18 protein-coding genes and 1 pseudogene are annotated in these 19,086 nt (G+C 58.2%); 15 read left to right on the top strand and 4 right to left on the bottom strand.

What is annotated here, in order from left to right:
* The 12 genes from fabG (at window position 1) to recO (ending at window position 11,244) form a co-directional block, all read left to right on the top strand.
* Entirely contained in the window at window positions 1–741 is a 741-nt protein-coding gene (gene fabG / locus ABS758_RS05965) for a 3-oxoacyl-ACP reductase FabG (protein WP_350381972.1), read from the top strand.
* 184 nt (window positions 742–925) lie between these two features.
* On the top strand, window positions 926–1,165 hold the full coding sequence (gene acpP / locus ABS758_RS05960) for an acyl carrier protein (RefSeq protein WP_043680887.1): 240 nt from the start codon (window positions 926–928) through the stop codon (window positions 1,163–1,165).
* 139 nt (window positions 1,166–1,304) lie between these two features.
* Window positions 1,305–2,534 carry a beta-ketoacyl-ACP synthase II gene (fabF, locus tag ABS758_RS05955; protein ID WP_350381973.1) on the top strand — a complete coding sequence of 410 codons (1,230 nt, stop codon included), beginning with the start codon at window positions 1,305–1,307 and terminating at the stop codon, window positions 2,532–2,534.
* Between the two features lie 13 nt (window positions 2,535–2,547).
* On the top strand, window positions 2,548–3,147 hold the full coding sequence (gene rpoE / locus ABS758_RS05950) for an RNA polymerase sigma factor RpoE (RefSeq protein WP_350381975.1): 600 nt from the start codon (window positions 2,548–2,550) through the stop codon (window positions 3,145–3,147).
* Window positions 3,148–3,156: 9 nt separating this feature from the next.
* Window positions 3,157–3,660: a sigma-E factor negative regulatory protein gene (locus ABS758_RS05945; RefSeq protein ID WP_350381977.1), complete on the top strand. Its 504-nt coding sequence runs from the start codon at window positions 3,157–3,159 to the stop codon at window positions 3,658–3,660.
* Window positions 3,660–4,661 carry a MucB/RseB C-terminal domain-containing protein gene (locus tag ABS758_RS05940; RefSeq protein ID WP_350381978.1) on the top strand — a complete coding sequence of 334 codons (1,002 nt, stop codon included), beginning with the start codon at window positions 3,660–3,662 and terminating at the stop codon, window positions 4,659–4,661. The genes ABS758_RS05945 and ABS758_RS05940 overlap by 1 nt, the downstream gene beginning before the upstream one ends.
* Window positions 4,662–4,687: 26 nt before the next feature.
* Window positions 4,688–6,187: a DegQ family serine endoprotease gene (locus ABS758_RS05935; protein WP_417252326.1), complete on the top strand. Its 1,500-nt coding sequence runs from the start codon at window positions 4,688–4,690 to the stop codon at window positions 6,185–6,187.
* 127 nt (window positions 6,188–6,314) lie between these two features.
* Window positions 6,315–8,108: a translation elongation factor 4 gene (gene lepA / locus ABS758_RS05930; RefSeq protein WP_350381979.1), complete on the top strand. Its 1,794-nt coding sequence runs from the start codon at window positions 6,315–6,317 to the stop codon at window positions 8,106–8,108.
* 8 nt (window positions 8,109–8,116) lie between these two features.
* Complete coding sequence (gene lepB / locus ABS758_RS05925; protein WP_350381980.1) at window positions 8,117–9,004, top strand: signal peptidase I; 888 nt, start codon at window positions 8,117–8,119, stop codon at window positions 9,002–9,004.
* Window positions 9,004–9,762, top strand: coding sequence for a ribonuclease III (gene rnc / locus ABS758_RS05920; protein WP_350381982.1), 759 nt, complete (start codon window positions 9,004–9,006; stop codon window positions 9,760–9,762). The genes lepB and rnc overlap by 1 nt, the downstream gene beginning before the upstream one ends.
* Window positions 9,759–10,658, top strand: coding sequence for a GTPase Era (gene era, locus ABS758_RS05915; RefSeq protein ID WP_350381983.1), 900 nt, complete (start codon window positions 9,759–9,761; stop codon window positions 10,656–10,658). Before rnc ends, era begins: the two co-directional genes overlap by 4 nt.
* On the top strand, window positions 10,651–11,244 hold the full coding sequence (gene recO / locus ABS758_RS05910) for a DNA repair protein RecO (protein WP_350381985.1): 594 nt from the start codon (window positions 10,651–10,653) through the stop codon (window positions 11,242–11,244). Before era ends, recO begins: the two co-directional genes overlap by 8 nt.
* Window positions 11,245–11,247: 3 nt before the next feature.
* Here recO and ABS758_RS05905 read toward each other — a convergent pair whose 3' ends face one another.
* The 3 genes from ABS758_RS05905 to ABS758_RS05895 all read right to left on the bottom strand — a co-directional run bounded on the left by ABS758_RS05905 (window position 11,248) and on the right by ABS758_RS05895 (window position 14,075).
* Window positions 11,248–11,949, bottom strand: a complete 702-nt coding sequence (locus tag ABS758_RS05905; RefSeq protein ID WP_350381987.1) for a Bax inhibitor-1/YccA family protein — start codon at window positions 11,947–11,949, stop codon at window positions 11,248–11,250.
* Window positions 11,950–12,153: 204 nt separating this feature from the next.
* Complete coding sequence (locus tag ABS758_RS05900; protein ID WP_350381989.1) at window positions 12,154–12,585, bottom strand: DNA polymerase III subunit chi; 432 nt, start codon at window positions 12,583–12,585, stop codon at window positions 12,154–12,156.
* A complete protein-coding gene (locus ABS758_RS05895) occupies window positions 12,582–14,075 on the bottom strand; it encodes a leucyl aminopeptidase (protein ID WP_350381991.1) in 1,494 nt (497 codons plus the stop codon). Before ABS758_RS05895 ends, ABS758_RS05900 begins: the two co-directional genes overlap by 4 nt.
* A gap of 87 nt (window positions 14,076–14,162) precedes the next feature.
* Between ABS758_RS05895 and lptF the strand changes: the two genes are divergently transcribed.
* Complete coding sequence (gene lptF / locus ABS758_RS05890) at window positions 14,163–15,281, top strand: LPS export ABC transporter permease LptF (RefSeq protein ID WP_350381992.1); 1,119 nt, start codon at window positions 14,163–14,165, stop codon at window positions 15,279–15,281.
* A gap of 79 nt (window positions 15,282–15,360) precedes the next feature.
* Here the strand turns inward: lptF and ABS758_RS05885 are convergent.
* Window positions 15,361–16,269 (bottom strand): annotated as a pseudogene (locus ABS758_RS05885) (LysR family transcriptional regulator); the annotation flags it as partial.
* Window positions 16,270–16,429: 160 nt separating this feature from the next.
* On the opposite strand from ABS758_RS05885, the gene ABS758_RS05880 reads away from it, so the two are divergent.
* Complete coding sequence (locus ABS758_RS05880; protein WP_350381994.1) at window positions 16,430–17,923, top strand: CoA-acylating methylmalonate-semialdehyde dehydrogenase; 1,494 nt, start codon at window positions 16,430–16,432, stop codon at window positions 17,921–17,923.
* A gap of 191 nt (window positions 17,924–18,114) precedes the next feature.
* Complete coding sequence (locus ABS758_RS05875; RefSeq protein ID WP_350381995.1) at window positions 18,115–19,077, top strand: CysB family HTH-type transcriptional regulator; 963 nt, start codon at window positions 18,115–18,117, stop codon at window positions 19,075–19,077.
* Window positions 19,078–19,086: the final 9 nt, after the last annotated feature.

Here is a 19,086-nt window from a genome sequence, read left to right as displayed (position 1 = left end):
ATGTCCGAAGCTACTTTGCAAGGCAAAATTGCCCTGGTTACCGGGGCATCGCGAGGCATTGGCCGCGCGATTGCCCAAGAGCTTGCAGATGCAGGCGCTACAGTCATCGGAACCGCCACTTCACCTGCGGGTGCAGAGTCCATCACCGAAGCCTTCGCCCCCCAGGGTGGGCGGGGTGTGGTGCTTAATGTGGATGATGCCCCTGCTTGCGACGCTTTGCTGGCCGAGCTTGCCGCTCAGGGCGGGCCCCATATTCTGGTCAATAACGCCGGCATCACCCGAGATGGGTTGATTTTGCGCATGAAGGACGAAGATTGGGCGGCTGTGCTGAACACCAATTTGTCGGCTGTGTTTCGCTTGTCGCGAGGCGTTGCCAAAATCATGATGAAAGCCCGTTGGGGCCGTATCGTCAATATCACATCGGTGGTTGGCTATAGCGGTAATCCGGGGCAAGCCAATTACGCGGCAGCCAAAGCAGGTGTGGCCGGGATGTCCCGGGCCCTGGCTCAAGAGCTTGGCAGCCGCGGCATTACTGTCAATTGCGTTGCGCCCGGGTTTATCGATACCGACATGACTCGTGCGCTTAACGAAACCCAAACAGCCGCCATCTTGCAGCAAATTCCGCTGGGCAGGCTGGGGTCCGCCGCCGAGGTCGCCAATGCAGTTGGCTATCTGGTCAGTCCTCAGGCTGGCTACGTAACAGGCACGACCTTGCACGTCAATGGTGGTATGTACATGTAGGGTTACAAGAACGGATGCTCGCCGTCTAAGGTAAAATCCGTTCAAACTCAGTAGGCAGGCCTCGGTGTTTAATCCGGCCAGGCAGTCATTTTCTGGCCCCGAACTGTCATTTTTTTATTACCCCGCAGCCCAGCTGTCCTCGTTTGGCTATAATTCGCGGGATTTTTCCTAACTGGAGATATGCATGGAAAGCATCGAACAGCGCGTCAAGAAGATCGTCGCTGAACAGCTCGGCGTCAACGAAGCCGAGATCAAAAACGAATCTTCCTTCCTTGACGACCTCGGTGCCGACTCGCTCGATATGGTCGAGCTCGTGATGGCCCTCGAAGACGAATTCGAAACCGAAATCCCCGACGAGGAAGCCGAGAAAATCACGACGGTGCAGCAGGCGGTCGATTACATCACCTCGCATAGCAAGCAATAATCTTATTCAAACCCTGTGCACGCCAAAAGGCGGTGTCAGGGCCACAAGCAGTTCGTGACGGGTGATCATCGGGCAGGCGGGACTGCATGTCCGACCTGATGATCTGCCATGAGCTGCTTTTTCTTTTCAGGAGCCGTATGTGAAACGACGAATCGTCATCACCGGGTTGGGCATCGTGTCGCCGGTGGGCAATGATGTCGATACTGCCTGGGACAACATTATCCAGGGTCGTTCCGGCATCGGGCGCGTTACCCGATTCGACGCCTCCGTACTAAACAGCCAGATTGCGGGCGAAGTCAAAGGCTTTGAAGTCACCGATTACATGGGTGTCAAAGAAGCCAAGCAAATGGACAGCTTCATCCATTATGGCGTGGCTGCTGGCATTCAGGCCTGGCGTGATTCCGGCCTCGAGATCAATAACGAAAACGCCGATCGCATCGGCACCATTATTGGCTCGGGGATCGGTGGTCTGCCACGGATCGAAGAAACCCAGATCGAATACCTGCAGCGTGGTGCTCGGCGTATCTCGCCATTTTTTGTACCGGCATCCCTGATCAACCTCATTTCGGGGCAACTATCGATCATGCTGGGCCTCAAAGGCCCCAGCTACGCAGTTGTCTCGGCTTGTACAACCGGTTTGCACTCCATCGGTGATGCGGCCCGCCTGATCGAATACGGCGATGCCGACGTGATGGTGGCGGGAGGCGCCGAAAGCTCGGTGTCGCCTTTGGGCATGGGTGGCTTTGCTGCCATGCGTGCCTTGTCCACGCGCAACGATGATCCCGCCACGGCCTCTCGCCCCTGGGACCGCGACCGCGACGGTTTTGTGCTGGGTGAAGGCGCCGGTGTGGTGGTTCTCGAAGAACTCGAGCACGCCAAGAAACGGGGCGCCCGCATTTATGGCGAGTTTCTCGGTTTTGGCATGAGCTCGGATGCCCACCACATCACCAGCCCCGACCAAGACGGTCCGCGACGCGGGATCCTGCATGCGCTGCGCAACAGTCACGTAAACGCCGACGAGATCAGCTATGTCAATGCGCATGGCACCTCCACACCGCTGGGTGACAAAAACGAAACCGAAGCGCTCAAGCTGGCGTTTGGCGATCATGCCCGCAAGCTGGTCGTCAACTCCACCAAATCCATGACAGGCCATTTGCTGGGGGCTGCGGGCGGTATCGAGGCGGTATTCACAACCTTGGCTGTGTATAACCAGATTTCACCTCCCACGATCAACCTGTTTAACCAGGATCCCGAATGCGACCTGGATTATTGCGCCAATCAAGCCCGCGATCTCAAGATCGATGTGGCGCTGTCCAACTCGTTCGGGTTTGGCGGCACCAACGGATCAATGATCGTGAGGCGCTTCTGATTAGGGCTCCGGCATGAGCGAGCGCGAGGTCGACCTCGCGCTGGTCGAGCGCGTTCGCCGCGGCGACCGGCATGCCTTTGATTTGCTGGTAATCAAGTATCAGCGCAAGATCATGCGCCTGCTTTCGCGCATGATTGCCGAACCCGCCGAGATCGAGGACGTTGCCCAGGAGGCCTTTATCAAGGCCTACCGGGCCTTGCCCCAGTTTCGCGGTGACAGTGCGTTCTACACCTGGCTGTACCGCATTGCGATCAATACCGCCCGCAACTGGCAGGCCTCGCGCGCCCGGCGTCCATCTACGGTATCCGTGCTCGAAAACGAAGACGGTGAAACTTTTGAGCAAATTGACAGCCTAAGTGATCACAGTACCCCTGAATCGCTGATGGCCAGTCGCCAGATTGCCCAAACGGTCAACGAGGCAATCGAGGCCTTGCCGGATGATTTGCGCACAGCCATTGTTTTGCGGGAAATCGAAGGGATGAGTTATGAAGATATCGCCAGCACCATGCAGTGCCCTATTGGCACGGTTCGTTCGCGTATTTTTCGGGCCCGCGAGGCGATTGCCAGCCGTTTGCGGCCGGTTATGGATCAGGATGCCGAACGCCGCTGGTAAGGAGCCCTCATGAATAATGATCAACGCGAACACGTCCAGGATCAAGATTGGGAAGCCTCAGTTTCCAGCTGGGTGGATGGCGAATCCGACATCCGTGCCGAAGATCTTGATACCCCCTATGGCCGTCAGGTGTGGGATACCTATCACCTCATTGGCGATGTCATGCGCAGCCAGGATTTGGCCCTGCAGCCCTCCGAGCGCTTCTATGCGCGGGTGTCTGCGGCATTGGATGCCGAGCCCCTGATCGTTGCTCCGGCGCCTCTGGGGCGGCGCCACGCCTGGCGCGTGGGGGTGTCCGGCCTGGCAGTGGCAGCAGCGGTGGCATCGGTCGTCTGGATAGCGCAACCGCTGTTGTCCGGACAAGACCCAGCCCCCGCAGCACCCGTATTGGCACAGGCCTCCGATGTGCCGCCGGCGGATGCCGGTTTGGCAGATTACATGGCGGCGCATCAGGCAATGGCCGGAGCAGGCCCCGTGCGTCAGGTTTCTTACGACGGCATGGGGTCGCGTTAATGTGGGCAGGAGGCTGCTTTGGCAGAATCGCCCAGTTGGGTGAAGGGCTGCTGATCGGGCTGGCACTGGTTGCAGGGACGCAGGCAGCCGAGCCAGGGCCGGATCTGCAGTCGTTTTTGCAGCAGGTGCAAGAAGCGGCCCGTTCTCAGGATTATTCCGGTGTGTATGTGTACCAGCAAGGGTCGATCCTGCAGTCATCCCGTCTGGTTCACCTGATGGATGGCACGGGCGAGCACGAACGCCTTGAAACACTGGATGGCTCACCTCGCGAGTGCCTGCGTCAAAACGGTATCGAGCAATGCCTGCATCCGGGCAGCAAGCTGGTCGTCAGTCATCCGGTTCGCAGCGAGCACTTCCCGGGGCTGCTGCTGAATGACGCTGATGGGATCAGCCAGCACTACGAGTGGCTGCCCTCAGGCAAGCCATATCGGATCGCTGGCCGTGATTGCAAGGTGTCCGATATCCGTGCCCGCGATGCCTTGCGCTACAGCTATCGCATCTGCACCGACAACAAAACGCATTTGCTGCTCAGGTTTCAGACCCTGGACGCCGCCGGCCATCTCGTTGATCAAGTGTCCTTCAGCAGCCTGAAAATAGGCAAGGATGTAGATCCGCACGACATTTCTTCCAACTGGGATACGCGATCCTGGCATTTGATCGCCGAGTCCAGTGAGCCAGTCAGCCTGGAGTCGCTGGGCTGGCGCTTTGTGCTGCCTGCGGGTTTCCAGCCGGTGGCTGAGCTCTCCAGGCAAATTGGGCTCGATCATGTGGTGAATCAGTTGGTGGTCTCAGACGGCTTGGCCGCAATTTCAATATTTATTGAAACCTTTGACCCAAAACGAGATCAAAACATTCAACAGGGAGACCTGCATCAAGGGGCGGTCAATATTTACCGGATGCGTTTGGCATCCTATTGGCTGACTGCCGTGGGTGAAGCTCCCGCCGATACTGTGAGGGAATTCGCCCGTAATGCACAGTACCTCCCGCAGGCTGCTCACTGAATACATTCTTCCAAGGAGAATTTCTCATGGTTTTTAATTTGCCCAAGGTCGCTGGCGTCAAGCGGATGGCTGCCGGTGTCGCCGCCGGCGCCCTGTTGCTGACCACGCTGCCTATGGCCGCGGTTCAGGCTGAACCTGCCGTCTCGTCTACTATTTCGGCACTGCCTGATTTCACACAGGTTGTCGCAGAAACCGAAAACTCCGTGGTCAATATCCGCACAACCGAAGCTGTTCCGGTGCGCCGTTCGCCCGTTGGCCCTGGCGGCGACCCATCCGATCTGTTCCGCTGGTTCTTTGGGCCCGACTTCATGCCCCCCGGATTTGGCCCCCAAGGGCCCCAGGGCCAAGGCCCACAGGTACAGCCGCACGACAAGTCGCAGCAGCCTGGCCCCAAAGAGCGCACAGTGCCTCGCGGGATTGGGTCCGGGTTTATTCTGTCCAGCGATGGTTATATCCTCACCAACAACCATGTGGTGGATAATTCCAACGGCATTTTTGTCACCATGACCAGTGGCAAAGAATACAAGGCCAAAGTGATCGGCACGGATGCTCGTACCGATATTGCCCTGCTCAAGGTCGATGCCACGGGTCTCAAACCACTGACCATCGGCGATTCTGACAAGCTGAGGAAAGGTCAGTGGGTACTGGCCATTGGCTCGCCCTTTGGGCTGGATTCCACTGTCACTGCAGGTATCGTCAGTGCCATTAACCGTGATACCGGCGATTATCTGCCCTTTATCCAGACGGACGTTGCGGTAAACCCCGGTAACTCCGGCGGTCCGCTGATCAATCTGCAAGGACAGGTGGTAGGGATCAACTCCCAGATCATTTCCCGCAGTGGTGGCTTCATGGGTATCTCCCTGGCTATCCCAATCGATGAAGTCATGCGCGTGGTGGATCAGCTCAAGGCACATGGGAAGGTCACACGAGGCCGTATTGGGGTGCAGATCACCGAGGTGCAGGACGATGTCGCCAAGGCGCTGGGCCTGGGTACTGCCCATGGTGCGTTGGTCAGCAGTGTCGATCCTGACGGCCCTGCCGCCAAGGCCGGCGTGCATGCTGGTGACGTGATCACGAGTTTCAACGGACACGAGATCAAGCATATGACGGATCTTCCCCGACTGGTGGGGGCGACCAAGCCGGATACCGATGCCACCATCCAGGTATGGCGCAAGGGTAAATCCCTGGATCTCAAAACCCAGGTTGGCGAGCTCGATACCAAAGTGGCCACGGCCTCCGAGCCTTCTGCGCCCGCCAAGGACAGTAGTGATCGTCTGGGCCTGGTGGTAAAGGCGCTGCCGGCTGAAGCCAAGTCTGATCAGGGCGTGCTGGTTGCCCAGGCAGAAGGTGCTGCTGCCGAGTCTGGTATCGAACCGGGTGATATCATCTTGCGTGTCAATAACACGGATATCACCAGCCCGGCACAATACGAGAAAGTCGTCAAAGAGCTGGATAAATCCAATCCAGTGGTGTTGCTGGTCAGCCGCGATCAGCAATCCCAGTGGGTGATTGTCAAGCTGCGCTGATCCGCGTGTCGGGAAAAAGCTAAAATACAGCTCGAACGGAAGGGGGCGCCTTGCGGCGCCCCCTTTTTTTGCTGGACAGCCTGTCTGCCACGCCCCCTCAGTATTTTTTAACTCCTGCCTGCTGTCTATGGACCACATCCGCAATTTTTCCATCATCGCGCACATTGATCACGGCAAATCCACGCTGGCGGATCGCCTGATTCATCGTTGCGGAGGGTTGCAGGATCGCGAGATGGCGGCCCAGGTGCTCGACTCCATGGACATCGAGCGCGAACGCGGTATCACTATCAAGGCCCAAACTGCTGCTTTGAGCTATACCGCTGCCAACGGCAAAACCTATGCGCTTAATCTCATCGATACCCCGGGGCACGTCGACTTCTCCTACGAGGTCAGCCGGTCTTTGTCTGCCTGTGAAGGCGCCTTGCTGGTGGTTGATTCCACGCAAGGGGTCGAAGCGCAAACCGTCGCCAACTGCTACACCGCCATCGAGCTCGGTGTCGAGGTGGTGCCGGTGCTCAATAAAATGGATCTCCCATCCGCAGATCCTGATGCCGCTGCGGCCGAGATCGAGGATGTCATCGGCATTGATGCTACCGATGCGATTCAGGCCAGTGCCAAGACGGGCCTGGGGATCGACGAAATCCTCGAAGCCATCGTGGCCCGTGTGCCACCGCCCCAAGGGGATGTGAATGCGCCCCTGCAGGCCCTGATCATCGACTCCTGGTTTGACAACTACGTGGGTGTGGTGATGCTGGTGAGGGTCGTCAATGGTGTTTTGCGACCCAAAGACAAATTGCTGTTGATGGCAACCGGCGCCAGCCACCTGTGCGAGCAACTGGGTGTGTTTACGCCCAAGGCACAGCCGTGTGATGCCCTGTCTGCCGGCGAGGTCGGTTTCGTCATTGCCGGCATCAAAGAGCTCGAGCACGCCAAAGTGGGCGATACCGTTACGCTGGCACAAAGGCCGGCGGCCAAGCCGCTGCCTGGTTTCAAAGAGGTCAAACCCCAGGTGTTCGCAGGGGTCTACCCGATCGAATCCAGCGAATACGATCAACTGCGCGACTCCCTCGAAAAACTCAAGCTGAACGACTCCTCCCTGATGTTCGAGCCCGAAGTCTCACAGGCGCTGGGGTTTGGGTTCCGCTGCGGGTTTCTGGGCCTGCTGCATATGGATATCGTGCAAGAGCGCCTTGAGCGAGAATTCGATATGGATATCATCACCACGGCGCCGTCCGTGGTGTATGAGGTCCTGCATCGCGATGGTACCTTGCTGATGGTGGACAGCCCTGCGCGAATGCCTGAGGTGGGCAATATTCAGGAAATTCGTGAACCCATCATGACGGTGACGCTGTTTATGCCTCAAGAGTACGTGGGGCCGGTGATGTCACTGTGTACGGCCAAGCGCGGGATACAGCTCAACATGAGCTATCACGGCCGGCAGGTACACCTCAGCTACGAGATCCCGCTGGCTGAAATCGTGCTGGATTTCTTCGACCGCCTGAAATCCGTCTCGCGCGGGTATGCGTCAATGGACTACGAGTTCAAGGAATACCGGGTGGCAGATGTTGTGCGGGTTGATCTCCTGATCAATGGCGACCGTGTAGACGCATTGTCGATGATTGTGCACCGTGCCAACGCCCGCCATCGCGGCCGTGATGTTGTCACGCGCATGCGCGGCCTGATCCCGCGCCAGATGTTCGATATCGCCATTCAGGCGGCTATCGGCGCTGAGGTCGTGGCCCGCGAAAACGTCAAGGCCTTGCGTAAAAATGTGCTGGCCAAGTGCTATGGCGGTGATATCTCCCGCAAGAAGAAACTGCTCGAAAAACAAAAAGCCGGCAAAAAGCGCATGAAGCAGGTGGGTAATGTAGAAATCCCTCAAGAGGCCTTCCTGGCTGTCTTGCAGGTGGACGATAAATAAGGATTAGCATGAGCTGGGATTTTGCCCTGTTGTTGTTCTGCGCCCTGGTACTCACCGGGGTGGTCTGGTTGTGGGATCGCGTCAGCCTGCGCAAGCGGCGGCGTGCGCGTGCCGAAGCGGCCATGCAGGCGTGCAGTCATAACGCTGCAGGTTTGGATGACGCCGCGCTCAAATCCGAGTGCCAGCAAGCCTACGACCGCGCCTTTCAGGCGCCTTGGTGGGTCGAGTACTGCGTCAGTTTTTTCCCGGTCATTCTGTTTGTGTTTGTGTTGCGGTCATTTGTAGTTGAGCCCTTCCGGATTCCCTCCGGGTCGATGTTGCCGACACTTGAAAACGGCGACCTCATCCTGGTAAACAAATTTCAGTACGGGATCCGTCTCCCGGTGATCGACAAGAAGGTCATCGAGATTGGTGCACCGCATCGTGGCGATGTGGTGGTGTTCCGCTACCCGGTTGATCCCTCGGTGGATTACATCAAACGCGTGGTGGGCGAGCCCGGAGACGTCATCGAGTATCGCAATAAAACTTTGTCGGTAAATGGTCAGGTGGTGCAGCGCGAACGCGCTGGTGATTACTACGAGCCCGACCGCGCCGTCTATGTCGGGCAGTATCGCGAACAGCTTGGGCCGGTATCCCATCATATTTTGCTTAATGTCCACGCTGCGCAAGATTTTGGTCCCATTACGCGGTTTCCCGATTTCCAGAATTGCGACTATCAAGGCGATGGCGTGCGGTGTACCGTGCCCGCAGGGCATTACTTCATGATGGGCGACAATCGGGACAACAGCCTGGACAGCCGCTATTGGGGCTTTGTCCCGGACCAGAACATTGTTGGTCGGGCATTCTTTATCTGGATGAACTTCAGTTCACCCAGCCGCATAGGCGGGTTTCAGTAATGACTGCGCTAGATACCCTGCAAACAGCACTGGATTATCGCTACCGCGACCAGGCGCTCCTCGAGCAAGCCCTGACACATCGCAGTCATGGTGTGCCGCACAACGAGCGGCTCGAGTTTCTGGGTGATTCCATCCTTAATTTTGTTGTGTCCACCCTTTTGTTTACCGAGCACGCCGAAATGGACGAGGGTGATTTGTCCCGCGTGCGAGCCAATCTGGTCAAACAGTCGGCTTTGGCCGAGATTGCACAAAGGCTGGCGTTGTCCAATTATTTGCGCCTGGGCGAGGGTGAGCTCAAGAGTGGCGGTTTCCGGCGGCCCTCAATTCTGGCCGATGCCGTCGAAGCCATCTTTGGCGCACTGTACCTGGATGGTGGCTATTCCGAAGTCAGCCGCGTCATCGAGCATCTGTACCGGCCGGTGCTGTCGCATATCGATGTCCGCACTTTTGGCAAAGATCCCAAAACCTTGCTGCAAGAAATCATGCAGGGGCGCGGCCTGGATTTGCCACACTACGAAGTCGTTTCCACGCGGGGTGCTGCACATAATCAGACCTTTGATGTGATGTGTGCCGCCGCGCAGCTGGATATCCGCGTGCAAGCCTCGGGCAGCAGCCGGCGCGCGGCCGAGCAAGCCGCCGCCAGCCTTGTGATAGCCCAGATACAGGCATTGGCACCCGCTCACAAAAGTGCGCGCAAGCATCATCGCAAGCCCGCGCAGCTATCGCTGCCAGTGGCAGTGGCCCAGGAGAAAAAATGAGCAGTCCTTCCATACAGCCCTCACGCTGCGGCTTTGTGGCGCTGGTGGGGCGGCCCAATGTGGGCAAGTCCACCCTTAGTAACGCCCTGATTGGTGCCAAGCTGTCCATCGTGTCGCGCAAAGCGCAAACCACACGGCACCGTATCCATGGTGTGCTTACACAAGAAGCCGACCAATTTGTGTTTGTGGATACGCCTGGCTTTCAGACCCGTCATGGCGGCGCCATGAACCGCATGATGAATCGTGTGGTGACCCAGGCGCTGGCCGAAGTCGATGTCGTGGTTCATGTGGTCGAGGCAGGAAAATGGTCGGCGGGTGATGCGGCCATTGTGCCGTTGTTGCCTTCTCAGCGGCCGGTTGTCCTGGTGGTCAATAAAATCGACACCCTCAAGGACAAAAATGCTTTGTTTGCATACGTCACCAAGCTGACGCAAGCGTTTCCTTATGCGGCTGTGGTGCCGGTCAGTGCCATGAAGTCTGTCCAGCTGGATGTGCTGTTGCGAGAGCTGGCACAGTACCTGCCGGAGGCCGAGCATCTCTTTGAGGCCGATACCTTCACCGATCGGCCGGTGCGCTTTCTGGCGGCAGAGCTCATTCGAGAAAAAATCTTCCGGCTGGTGGGAGACGAACTTCCCTACGGTTGCACCGTCGTTATCGAGCAATGGGAAGAAAACGATACAGGTGTCCGCATTGCCGCCTGCGTCGTTATCGAGCGCGAAGGTCACCGGCCGATTCTGCTGGGTGCGGGCGGCCAGCACATGAAACGCATTGCCTCAGAGGCCCGCCAGGACATGGTTAATCTGCTCGAAAAGCAGGTGCATCTGGACGTCTACATCAAGGTACGCAAGGGCTGGTCTGGACGCGAGGCAACCCTGCGAGAGCTAGGCTATGACTAAACGCAGTCTGCGCATCCAGGATGCGCAAGGCTACGTCCTGCATGCCAGCCCCTGGCGCGAAACTTCCCTGATTGCTCAATGTTTTACCCGCGATCACGGCTGTGTGGCCGTGGTGGCCAAAGGGGCCAAACGCCCGTATTCGGCGCTACGGCCGGTGCTGGTGTCTTTTCAGCCCCTGATGCTGTCCTGGTCGGGGGCATCTGATATCCATACTCTGATAAGGGCAGAAGCCGGCCCTGTGCGCCTGCTCAATGGCAGGGGCATGATGTCCGGCTGGTATCTGAATGAACTCATCCTGCGCCTGCTGGCCCGCGAGGACCCGCATCCAGGCGTATATGACGCCTACGAGGCAGCGCTCACGGCCTTGTCATTGACTGGATCCGGACGGTCTCATGCTGCCGTATTGCGCCGTTTTGAGTGGTTGCTGCTGGAGCATGCCGGTTATGGGGTAGATCAGCCTTTACCGGACTTTGACGACCAAGACACAGAGCCTGCCTTGCGGCAGGCTCTGAGGGAACGCCTGGATCAATTGCTGGAGAGCCCGCTGCGTACGCGCCAGGTGTTGATGGACTTGCAGCGGTATTAGTGCTTATTCGCGGTTGCCACCAAAGATGCCCAGCAACATCAGCAGGTTGGTGAAGATGTTGTAGAGATCAAGGTAAACCGCCAGCGTGGCCGTAACATAATTGGTTTCGCCGCCTTGCACCACGCGCTGGAGGTCAACCAGCAAGAAAGCCGAGAAGATACCGATGGCCAGCACCGACAAGGTGAGCATCAGTGCGGGGATCTGCAGGAACATATTGGCGACCATCGCCACCAGCAGCAGCACCACACCCACAAACAAAAACTTTTGCATGTGCGTGAAGTCGCGTTTGGTGGTTGAGGCTACGGTGGCCATCACGCCAAACACGGCAGCGGTGCCACCAAAGGCCAGCATGATCAGCTGCGAACCGTTGGCCAGACCCATGACGTGGCCCAGCAGACGCGAGAGCATCAGGCCCATGAAGAACGTAAAGCCCAGCAGCAGCACGACGCCCAAAGATGAGTTTTTATTACGTTCGATCAGGAACATCAGGCCAAATGCACCCAGCAGGAACACAATGGTGCTGGTGCCTGGGTTGCCGGCCATGGTTTGATCCATGCCAAACTGCAGGCCAAATGCTGCGCCCAGCACGGTGGGGATCAGTGACAGGGCCAGAAGCCAATAAGTGTTACGCAACACGCGGTTGCGTGCAGTAGCCGACACATCGTACGTGCCGGTGCGAGGTAGTGTGTGGCGGAAGTCGGACATCTTAAGTTCCTGTGGGTGAGAGCGTACTGATGTTATAGCACATCAATACTCTAATCTTACAACAAGCTGAACATTCAGCGGTGGCCGTTTGGGTTCGGCAATTTGCCTTTGGTCAGCACGGTGAACCATCATGGGATGGTCGGATGGTGGTTGGACAGTCAAAGACGCAGAGAGTTCAGTTTTGAACCTGAATAGTTATGAACCTCAAGGCGCGGGCAACTGATGCCCCCGGACATCATGGCCTGCCTCCCGGTAGCTGGCCCAGCGCTGGCGGGCAGCCTGCATGTCGGCTTCGTGCCCTGAGACAATTTCGAGGATACGGGTAAATCGGTGTGCCTCCGGAGGGCAGTCGATATCCAGGTTCAGTAGCCAATCGGTAGAGGAGCTGCCCGCCAGGGCTGGGGCATCCGGCACCAGCCACACGCGGGCTTCTTGGGCGAGAGGGTCGTCAATCCGGGTGTGAGGAATAAAGCTGGCAGGCTCAAAGCTCCAGAGCAGGGCGTCAAAGCGCTTCAGCCGCCTGGCATCGGTACAGTAAACCAGCAGCAAATGGCCTGCCTGCATATGGCGGGCAACGGTTCGACAGGCGGCGCGCAAGCGATGTTGCGCGCCGTAAGCGAAATCAATACGGCTCACTGGCACTGGCCCAGCAGATAGTGGGTGAGCAAAGAGACTGGCCGCCCGGTGGCTCCTTTTTGCTTGCCTTCCAGCCAGGCGGTGCCGGCAATATCCAGGTGCGCCCAACGATAGTTGCCGGTAAACCGCGAGAGAAAGCAGGCAGCTGTGATGGAACCTGCTGGCCGGCCGCCAATATTGGCCATATCGGCAAAATTGGATTTCAGCAGATCCTGGTAGGCATCATCCAGTGGCAGGTGCCAGGCGGGGTCGAGGGCCTGGCGTCCCGCGGCCAGCAAATCGGCTGCCAGCGCGTCATCCCGGGTAAACAGGCCACTATTGACATGGCCCAGCGCAATCACGCAGGCACCCGTGAGGGTAGCGACATCGATGACGGCTGCCGGCTTGAATCGCTCGGCATATGTGAGCGCGTCGCAGAGGATCAGGCGGCCTTCCGCGTCGGTGTTCAGCACCTCGATGGTTTGGCCCGACATGCTGGTGATGATGTCGCCCGGTTTGACAGCTGAGCCGCTGGGCAGGTTTTCGCAGCTGGGGATGACGCCGATGACTTCGCGGGGGAGGTCGAGTTGGGCGACCGCGCGCAGGGTGCCCAGTACGCTGGCGGCCCCGCACATGTCGAATTTCATTTCGTCCATGGCTGGGCCGGGCTTCAGGGAAATCCCCCCAGCATCAAACGTGATGCCTTTGCCAACCAGCACAATGGGTGGCGCCTTGCGAGCGGCTGCCTGGCTGGGAGTGTGGCGCAATACGATGAAAGCAGGTGGCTGGGCAGACCCGCGGGCCACCGACAAAAATGAGCCCATGTTCAAGGCCTCGATTTTTTTCTGGTCGAGGACCTCCGCCTTGAGCGTCTTGAACTGTTTGGCGAGATCGCGGGCGGTTTGGCCCAGGTAGCTGGGGGTGCAGACGTTGGGTGGCAGATCGCCCAGCAGGCGGGCCAGATTGATGCCGGATCCGATGGCTGCGCCCTGCGCCATGCCTTCTTTGGCATGGGTGGTCTGGTTGCGGGCCACGTGCAGGGTGAGGCTTCTGAGCTTGATGGCCGGCTTTGCGTGGCTGAAGGTTTCGTCGTAACGATACACCGCCGTGCAAAATGCACTGGCACACAGGCGTGCCAATGTGGTGGGGCTGGCATCGGGACATTTAAGCGAGCACAGCGTAGAGAAGGCAGTGCTGACATTGGCCTTGACGCAATAATGGGCAAATGCCAGGTGTGCCTGGTGCAGGGTGGCAGCATTCAGGGTGTCCTGGGCGCCGAGTCCGAGTAAAATGACCCGGCTGGCGGCAATGCCTGCCGGCGCGTGCAGGCACAAGACACTGCCGGGGCTGGCATCAAACTCGGACTGCACCACCGAGCGGATGGCGCCTTTGCTGGCCTGATCAAGAATATCTGCAGCAGGGCTGAGAATGCCATCTTTAAATACCCCAACGGCCAGGGCCTGAGTTTTTACAGAGGGCAGGGAGGTCGAGGTGCTTGTGCTAAATTCCATTCGTTTTTCCTTTACTCCAGCGGCGTGTATCCGGCGTCGGGTGAAGCTTCCCACCCAATCCAACGGCTCATTATTCCGCATTTTCCCATGACATTGTTCAAGCGCGCTGTTTTTGCCGAGATTACCAGCCATGCCGGTATTGTGTTTTCCACGTTGCTGGTGGTCTGGCTCAGTGTGCTGATCGTCCGGCTGCTGGGTGATGCCGCCGCTGGCGATATCGGCGCCAATGTCGTGCTTGGGCTGGCTGCGTTTTCCAGTATTACGGCCTTGCCCGTGATTTTATCGGTGGCCCTGTTTGTGGCGGTGCTCACCACTGTCACGCGCAGCTACCGTGAATCCGAAATGCCGGTCTGGTTTGCCAGCGGCCTGTCACTTACCGATTGGCTGCGCCCCATCATGTGGTTTGCAGTGCCTGTGGCCCTGGTGGTGGCTGCGCTCACGCTGTCTGCGTCGCCCTGGGCCTATGGCCAGATTTCCGAGTACCGTCAGCGCTTCGAGCAGCGCTCTGATCTTTCCAAGGTTACTGCCGGTCAATTCATCGAAACCGATGACGGGAAGCGTGTGTTTTTTGCCGAGTCACCCACGCGCTCGGGCGATGAGCTGGGCCGGGTGATGGCACGCGTCATCGAGCCCGATTGGCTCAGCATAGTTACCGCTGACAGCGCTGCCATCCGCACAGAAGCCAATGGCGACCGCTTTCTTGTACTGGGGCCTGGCCATCGCTACGATCTCAAGCCCGGAACCCCCGAGTTACGGCTGCTGGACTTCGATAAATACGGGGTGCGCATCGAAAGCCGTACAGACCCGGGTGCCCTGGAAGCAGCCAAACAAAGAGCGTTGCAGGAAATCAAGGCGCGGCCCACGATTGATCTGTTCCTGCGCCCCGACAACGAGGCATTGTCGCAGTTGATGTGGCGTCTGGCGCTACCCATTGCGGTGCTTAACCTTGCCCTGATTGCCTTGCCGCTGGGGGCAGTCAACCCGCGGCTGGGGCGCTCCGGCGATCTCCTTTTGGCGGGCTTGCTGGCCTTGCTCTACATGAATCTCATCAACCTGTCGCGCGGCTGGATTATCAATGGGGTTCTACCGTTTTGGCTGGGTGTCTGGCTGGTGCATGCTTTGTTTCTGTCTCTGGGGCTGGGTCTGTTATGGCGTCGGATCCGGATCCCAAAGCCCCGACGGCAGGGGGTGCGACCGCGGGCGTGACAGTGCCCGGCCTGGCCTTGCGTCGCGCAGGCGCAGGGCTGTCCGGGTTGGCTTGTGCAGAGGCATAGGGCCCTGGCGTGCGCAGGATCCGGTTGTCGCCCTGCAATAGGCCGGCATTCAGCTGAAGGGCTTGTTTAAGGTATTCCCACAGTGCCGTGACGCGCCGGGTTTTGCGCAAATCTTCGTGGCAGTACATCCAGAAACTGCGATTGACCACAATATCTGCGGGCAGCACCGGGATCAGCGCGGTATCGCGGGCCGCCAGAAAGCAGGGCAGCACTGCCAGGGCATGCCCTGCCAGGGTGGCCTGATACTGTGCCAGGACACTGGTGCTGCGAAACACCACATTGGCGGTTGGCACCAGTTCGTCCAGATAGCGCAGGCGGTCGCTGAACAGCAACTCATCCACATATCCAATAAACAGGTGCCGGGCGAGATCTTGCGGGCGGTGGATAGCGGGGTGCTGGTCGAGATACTGTCTGGTGCCGTACAGCCGTAGGGTGTAATCGGCCAGCTTGGTGCATAAATAGGGCCCCCGCTGCGGGCGCTCCAGGGCAATCGCAATGTCGGCCTCCCGCTTGGACAGGCTGATGTCCCGGGGAACCGGCAGAATGTCCAGCGTCATGCCCGGATGCCGGCGTTGAAAATCCACCATCAGGGGTGTCAGGATGGTGCTTCCAAAGCCCTCGGTAGAGCCAATGCGCAGGTGGCCGCTCAGCCCCTGAGCGGAGCCGGACAGCGCCTCTTGGGCCGCCAGCAGTGAGCTTTCAACCTGCTCTGCATAGGCAAAGAATTTCAGACCTTCTTCGGTCAGTGCAAAGCCGCTGGCACGCGACTTCTCGAACAAGGTAAGGCCGAGGTCGTTTTCCAGCCCGCGAATCCGGCGCGTCACGGTGCTGTGGCGCACCCCCAGCCGATGTGCGGCGGCGCTGGCTCTTTGTGTCCGTGCCACTTCCAGAAAATCGCGGATGGCATCCCAATTGGTGATAGATTTCATTGTGCAAATATCGTCAAGCAATGTGCAAATATTTTCCTAGCAATAACTTTTTTACACAACTACACTGAACCGAGAAACAGCGCGGGTGGTGCGATGCTGCTTGCCCGGACGCTGAACAACAGAATTCATCTGATTCACCAGGAGACATTTCATGAGCGATATTCCACGCGTCCCGCTGCTGATCGATGGCAAGCTGGTTCAATCCGAAACCACGCAATGGCGGGACGTCATCGATCCGGCTACCCAAGAAGTGGTGGCCCGGGTGCCATTTGCCACGCCCGCCGAGGTCGAGCGCGCGGTTGCCAATTCCAAAGAAGCTTTCAAGACCTGGCGTCATATCAGTCAGGCCAAACGCCGTCAGATCATGACAGACTTGGCCCGTTTGCTACGCGAAAACACCACTAAAATTGCCGAGGTCCTCTCGCGTGAGCATGGCAAGACCGTGCCTGATGCCGAAGGCGAAGTCGCCCGTGGCCTCGAAGGGGTCGAGCACGCTGTGTCGGCCAACGTGTTGCAACTGGGCGATTACGCCGAAAACGCTGCCACGGGTATCGATGTCTATAACGTGTTGCAACCCCTGGGTGTTTGCGCCGGTATCACGGCCTTCAATTTCCCGGTGATGCTGCCTTGCTGGATGTTCCCGATTGCCGTCACCATGGGCAACACCTTTGTCTACAAGCCCTCCGAGCAAGATCCCACGGCGTCGCTCATGGTGGCCCAGCTGGCCCTCGAGGCCGGCCTGCCTCCCGGTGTGCTCAACGTGGTGCATGGCGGCCCTGACGTGGCCAATGCCTTGTGCGACCACCCGGATATCAAGGCAGTATCCTTTATTGGCTCTACGCGCGTAGGCACCGAAATCTACCGCCGATCGTCCAATTCCGGCAAACGCTGCCAGGCCATGATGGGCGCCAAAAACCATAGCGTCATCATGCCGGACGCTGATCGCGAAGCTGCCCTTAATTCGATGCTGGGCGCCGCCTTTGGCGCAGCCGGCGAGCGCTGCATGGCTATTTCGGTGCTGGTGCTGGTGGGCGAGGCCCAAAAGTGGCTGCCTGATTTTGTCGATCGTGCCAAAAAGCTCAAGGTCAATATCGGTATGGATCGTGCCGCTGATCTTGGTCCGCTGATTTCACCGGCAGCCAAGCAACGTGTCGAGGGACTTATCCAGAAAGGGGTGGACGAAGGCGCTGATCTGGTGCTGGATGGCCGCGGGATCAAAGTATCCGGCTACGAAAAAGGCAACTTTGTGGGCCCCACCATTTTCAGCAAGGTCAAGGCCGGCATGACTATCTACGAAGAAGAAATTTTCGGGCCGGTGCTGTCAGTGGTGTTGGTGGATACACTCGAGGAAGCCGTCGAGTTCATCAATGCCAATCCCAACGGCAATGGCACCTCCATCTTTACACAGGATGGTGGCCATGCGCGCTACTTCCAGAGCAACGTGGATGTCGGCCAGGTGGGCATCAATATTCCCATCCCTGTGCCAGTGGCCTGGTTCAGCTTTACGGGCTCCCGGGCCTCCAAGCTGGGTGATCTGGGCCCCAATGGCCGGCAGTCCATTTATTTCTGGACGCAAACCAAAACCATCACGGCACGTTGGCATGCGCATCCCCAAGACATCAACACCACCATCGCCATGAAATAATCTGGCTTGATCGGTATGCTTGCCGGGCCTGTGTATTGCTTGGATACACAGGCCTGTTTTATTGGGTTTGCTTGGCCCTGGGTGTACCAAACAGTCGATAAGTGGTTATTTTTTTACCTAAGCATATAATAAAAAATAATAAAGACAATGTTTTATATTCCATATAATGGCGCTTCAGATAAGGCCATGACATGAATCTTCAACAGTTCCGTTTTGTCCGGGAAACCATCCGTCGCAACTTCAATCTCACTGAAGCGGCGCGTACGCTGTATACCTCGCAGCCCGGGGTTTCCAAGTCCATCATCGAGTTCGAGGATGAACTGGGCATCAAGATCTTCGAGCGTCATGGCAAACGCCTCAAAGGTCTCACCAAGCCTGGCGTTGCGGTGGCTGCCGTCATCGATCGCATCATGCGCGAAGTAGACAATTTAAAAAAGGTCAGCGACGAGTTTGCCCAGCGCGATGAAGGTGCCCTGGTAATTGCCTGCACTCACACCCAGGCTCGTTATCTGCTGCCCAAGGTGATTCCGGCGTTTCGCAAGCGGTTTCCCAAGGTGCACGTGTCTTTGGCCGAGGGTAACCCTGAGCATCTGGCCAGGCTAGTGCTGCACGAGCAGGCCGACCTCGCCATCGCTACTGAAACCCTGGCGGACACGCCGGGCCTGGTGGCCTTGCCAGTGTATTCCTGGGAGCATACCCTGGTGGTGCCGCCTGATCACCCACTCACCAGCCTCACCTCCAGCGCTGCCCGGCACCTCACGCTCGAGCATCTGGCGCAATACCCTATCGTCACGTACGATCGGGCGTTCTCAGGGCGTCGAGCCATCGATGCCGCGTTCGAAGAAGCGGGTATCGTTCCCGATATCGTGCTCGAGGCCATTGATGCGGATGTCGTCAAAACATACGCCGATATTGGTCTTGGCATTGGCATCATTGCGGGTATGGCATTCGACCCCCGGCGCGACAAGAGCCTGGTGGGGATGCCGGCAGGCCATCTGTTTGGCCAGCACACCACCAGTGTGGCCATCAAACGGGGTGTTTTCCTGCGCGATTACGTCTATGTACTGCTCGAGATGCTTGCACCAGAGCTCACCCGCGATCGGGTTTCAGATGTGATTGCGCCCGTAACCGTCGCTGTTCGCCAGGTCGCCTGATTATCTTCT

Origin of the sequence: Castellaniella sp. FW104-7C03 (genome assembly GCF_040276085.1) — a bacterium.
Taxonomy (GTDB): Bacteria; Pseudomonadota; Gammaproteobacteria; order Burkholderiales; family Burkholderiaceae_B; genus Castellaniella.
Note: the sequence above shows the minus strand (reverse complement) of the source record. Positions and strands in the feature narration are given on the sequence as shown.

Excerpts from the sequence above, each read along its gene's own strand:
- fabG (WP_350381972.1), top strand. The coding sequence starts at position 1 with ATGTCCGAAGCTACTTTGCAAGGCAAAATTGCCCTGGTTACCGGGGCA.
- acpP (WP_043680887.1), top strand. The coding sequence starts at position 926 with ATGGAAAGCATCGAACAGCGCGTCAAGAAGATCGTCGCTGAACAGCTC.
- rpoE (WP_350381975.1), top strand. The coding sequence starts at position 2,548 with ATGAGCGAGCGCGAGGTCGACCTCGCGCTGGTCGAGCGCGTTCGCCGC.
- ABS758_RS05945 (WP_350381977.1), top strand. The coding sequence starts at position 3,157 with ATGAATAATGATCAACGCGAACACGTCCAGGATCAAGATTGGGAAGCC.
- ABS758_RS05940 (WP_350381978.1), top strand. The coding sequence starts at position 3,660 with ATGTGGGCAGGAGGCTGCTTTGGCAGAATCGCCCAGTTGGGTGAAGGG.
- ABS758_RS05935 (WP_417252326.1), top strand. The coding sequence starts at position 4,688 with ATGGTTTTTAATTTGCCCAAGGTCGCTGGCGTCAAGCGGATGGCTGCC.
- lepA (WP_350381979.1), top strand. The coding sequence starts at position 6,315 with ATGGACCACATCCGCAATTTTTCCATCATCGCGCACATTGATCACGGC.
- lepB (WP_350381980.1), top strand. The coding sequence starts at position 8,117 with ATGAGCTGGGATTTTGCCCTGTTGTTGTTCTGCGCCCTGGTACTCACC.
- rnc (WP_350381982.1), top strand. The coding sequence starts at position 9,004 with ATGACTGCGCTAGATACCCTGCAAACAGCACTGGATTATCGCTACCGC.
- era (WP_350381983.1), top strand. The coding sequence starts at position 9,759 with ATGAGCAGTCCTTCCATACAGCCCTCACGCTGCGGCTTTGTGGCGCTG.
- recO (WP_350381985.1), top strand. The coding sequence starts at position 10,651 with ATGACTAAACGCAGTCTGCGCATCCAGGATGCGCAAGGCTACGTCCTG.
- ABS758_RS05905 (WP_350381987.1), bottom strand. The coding sequence starts at position 11,949 with ATGTCCGACTTCCGCCACACACTACCTCGCACCGGCACGTACGATGTG.
- ABS758_RS05895 (WP_350381991.1), bottom strand. The coding sequence starts at position 14,075 with ATGGAATTTAGCACAAGCACCTCGACCTCCCTGCCCTCTGTAAAAACT.
- lptF (WP_350381992.1), top strand. The coding sequence starts at position 14,163 with ATGACATTGTTCAAGCGCGCTGTTTTTGCCGAGATTACCAGCCATGCC.
- ABS758_RS05880 (WP_350381994.1), top strand. The coding sequence starts at position 16,430 with ATGAGCGATATTCCACGCGTCCCGCTGCTGATCGATGGCAAGCTGGTT.
- ABS758_RS05875 (WP_350381995.1), top strand. The coding sequence starts at position 18,115 with ATGAATCTTCAACAGTTCCGTTTTGTCCGGGAAACCATCCGTCGCAAC.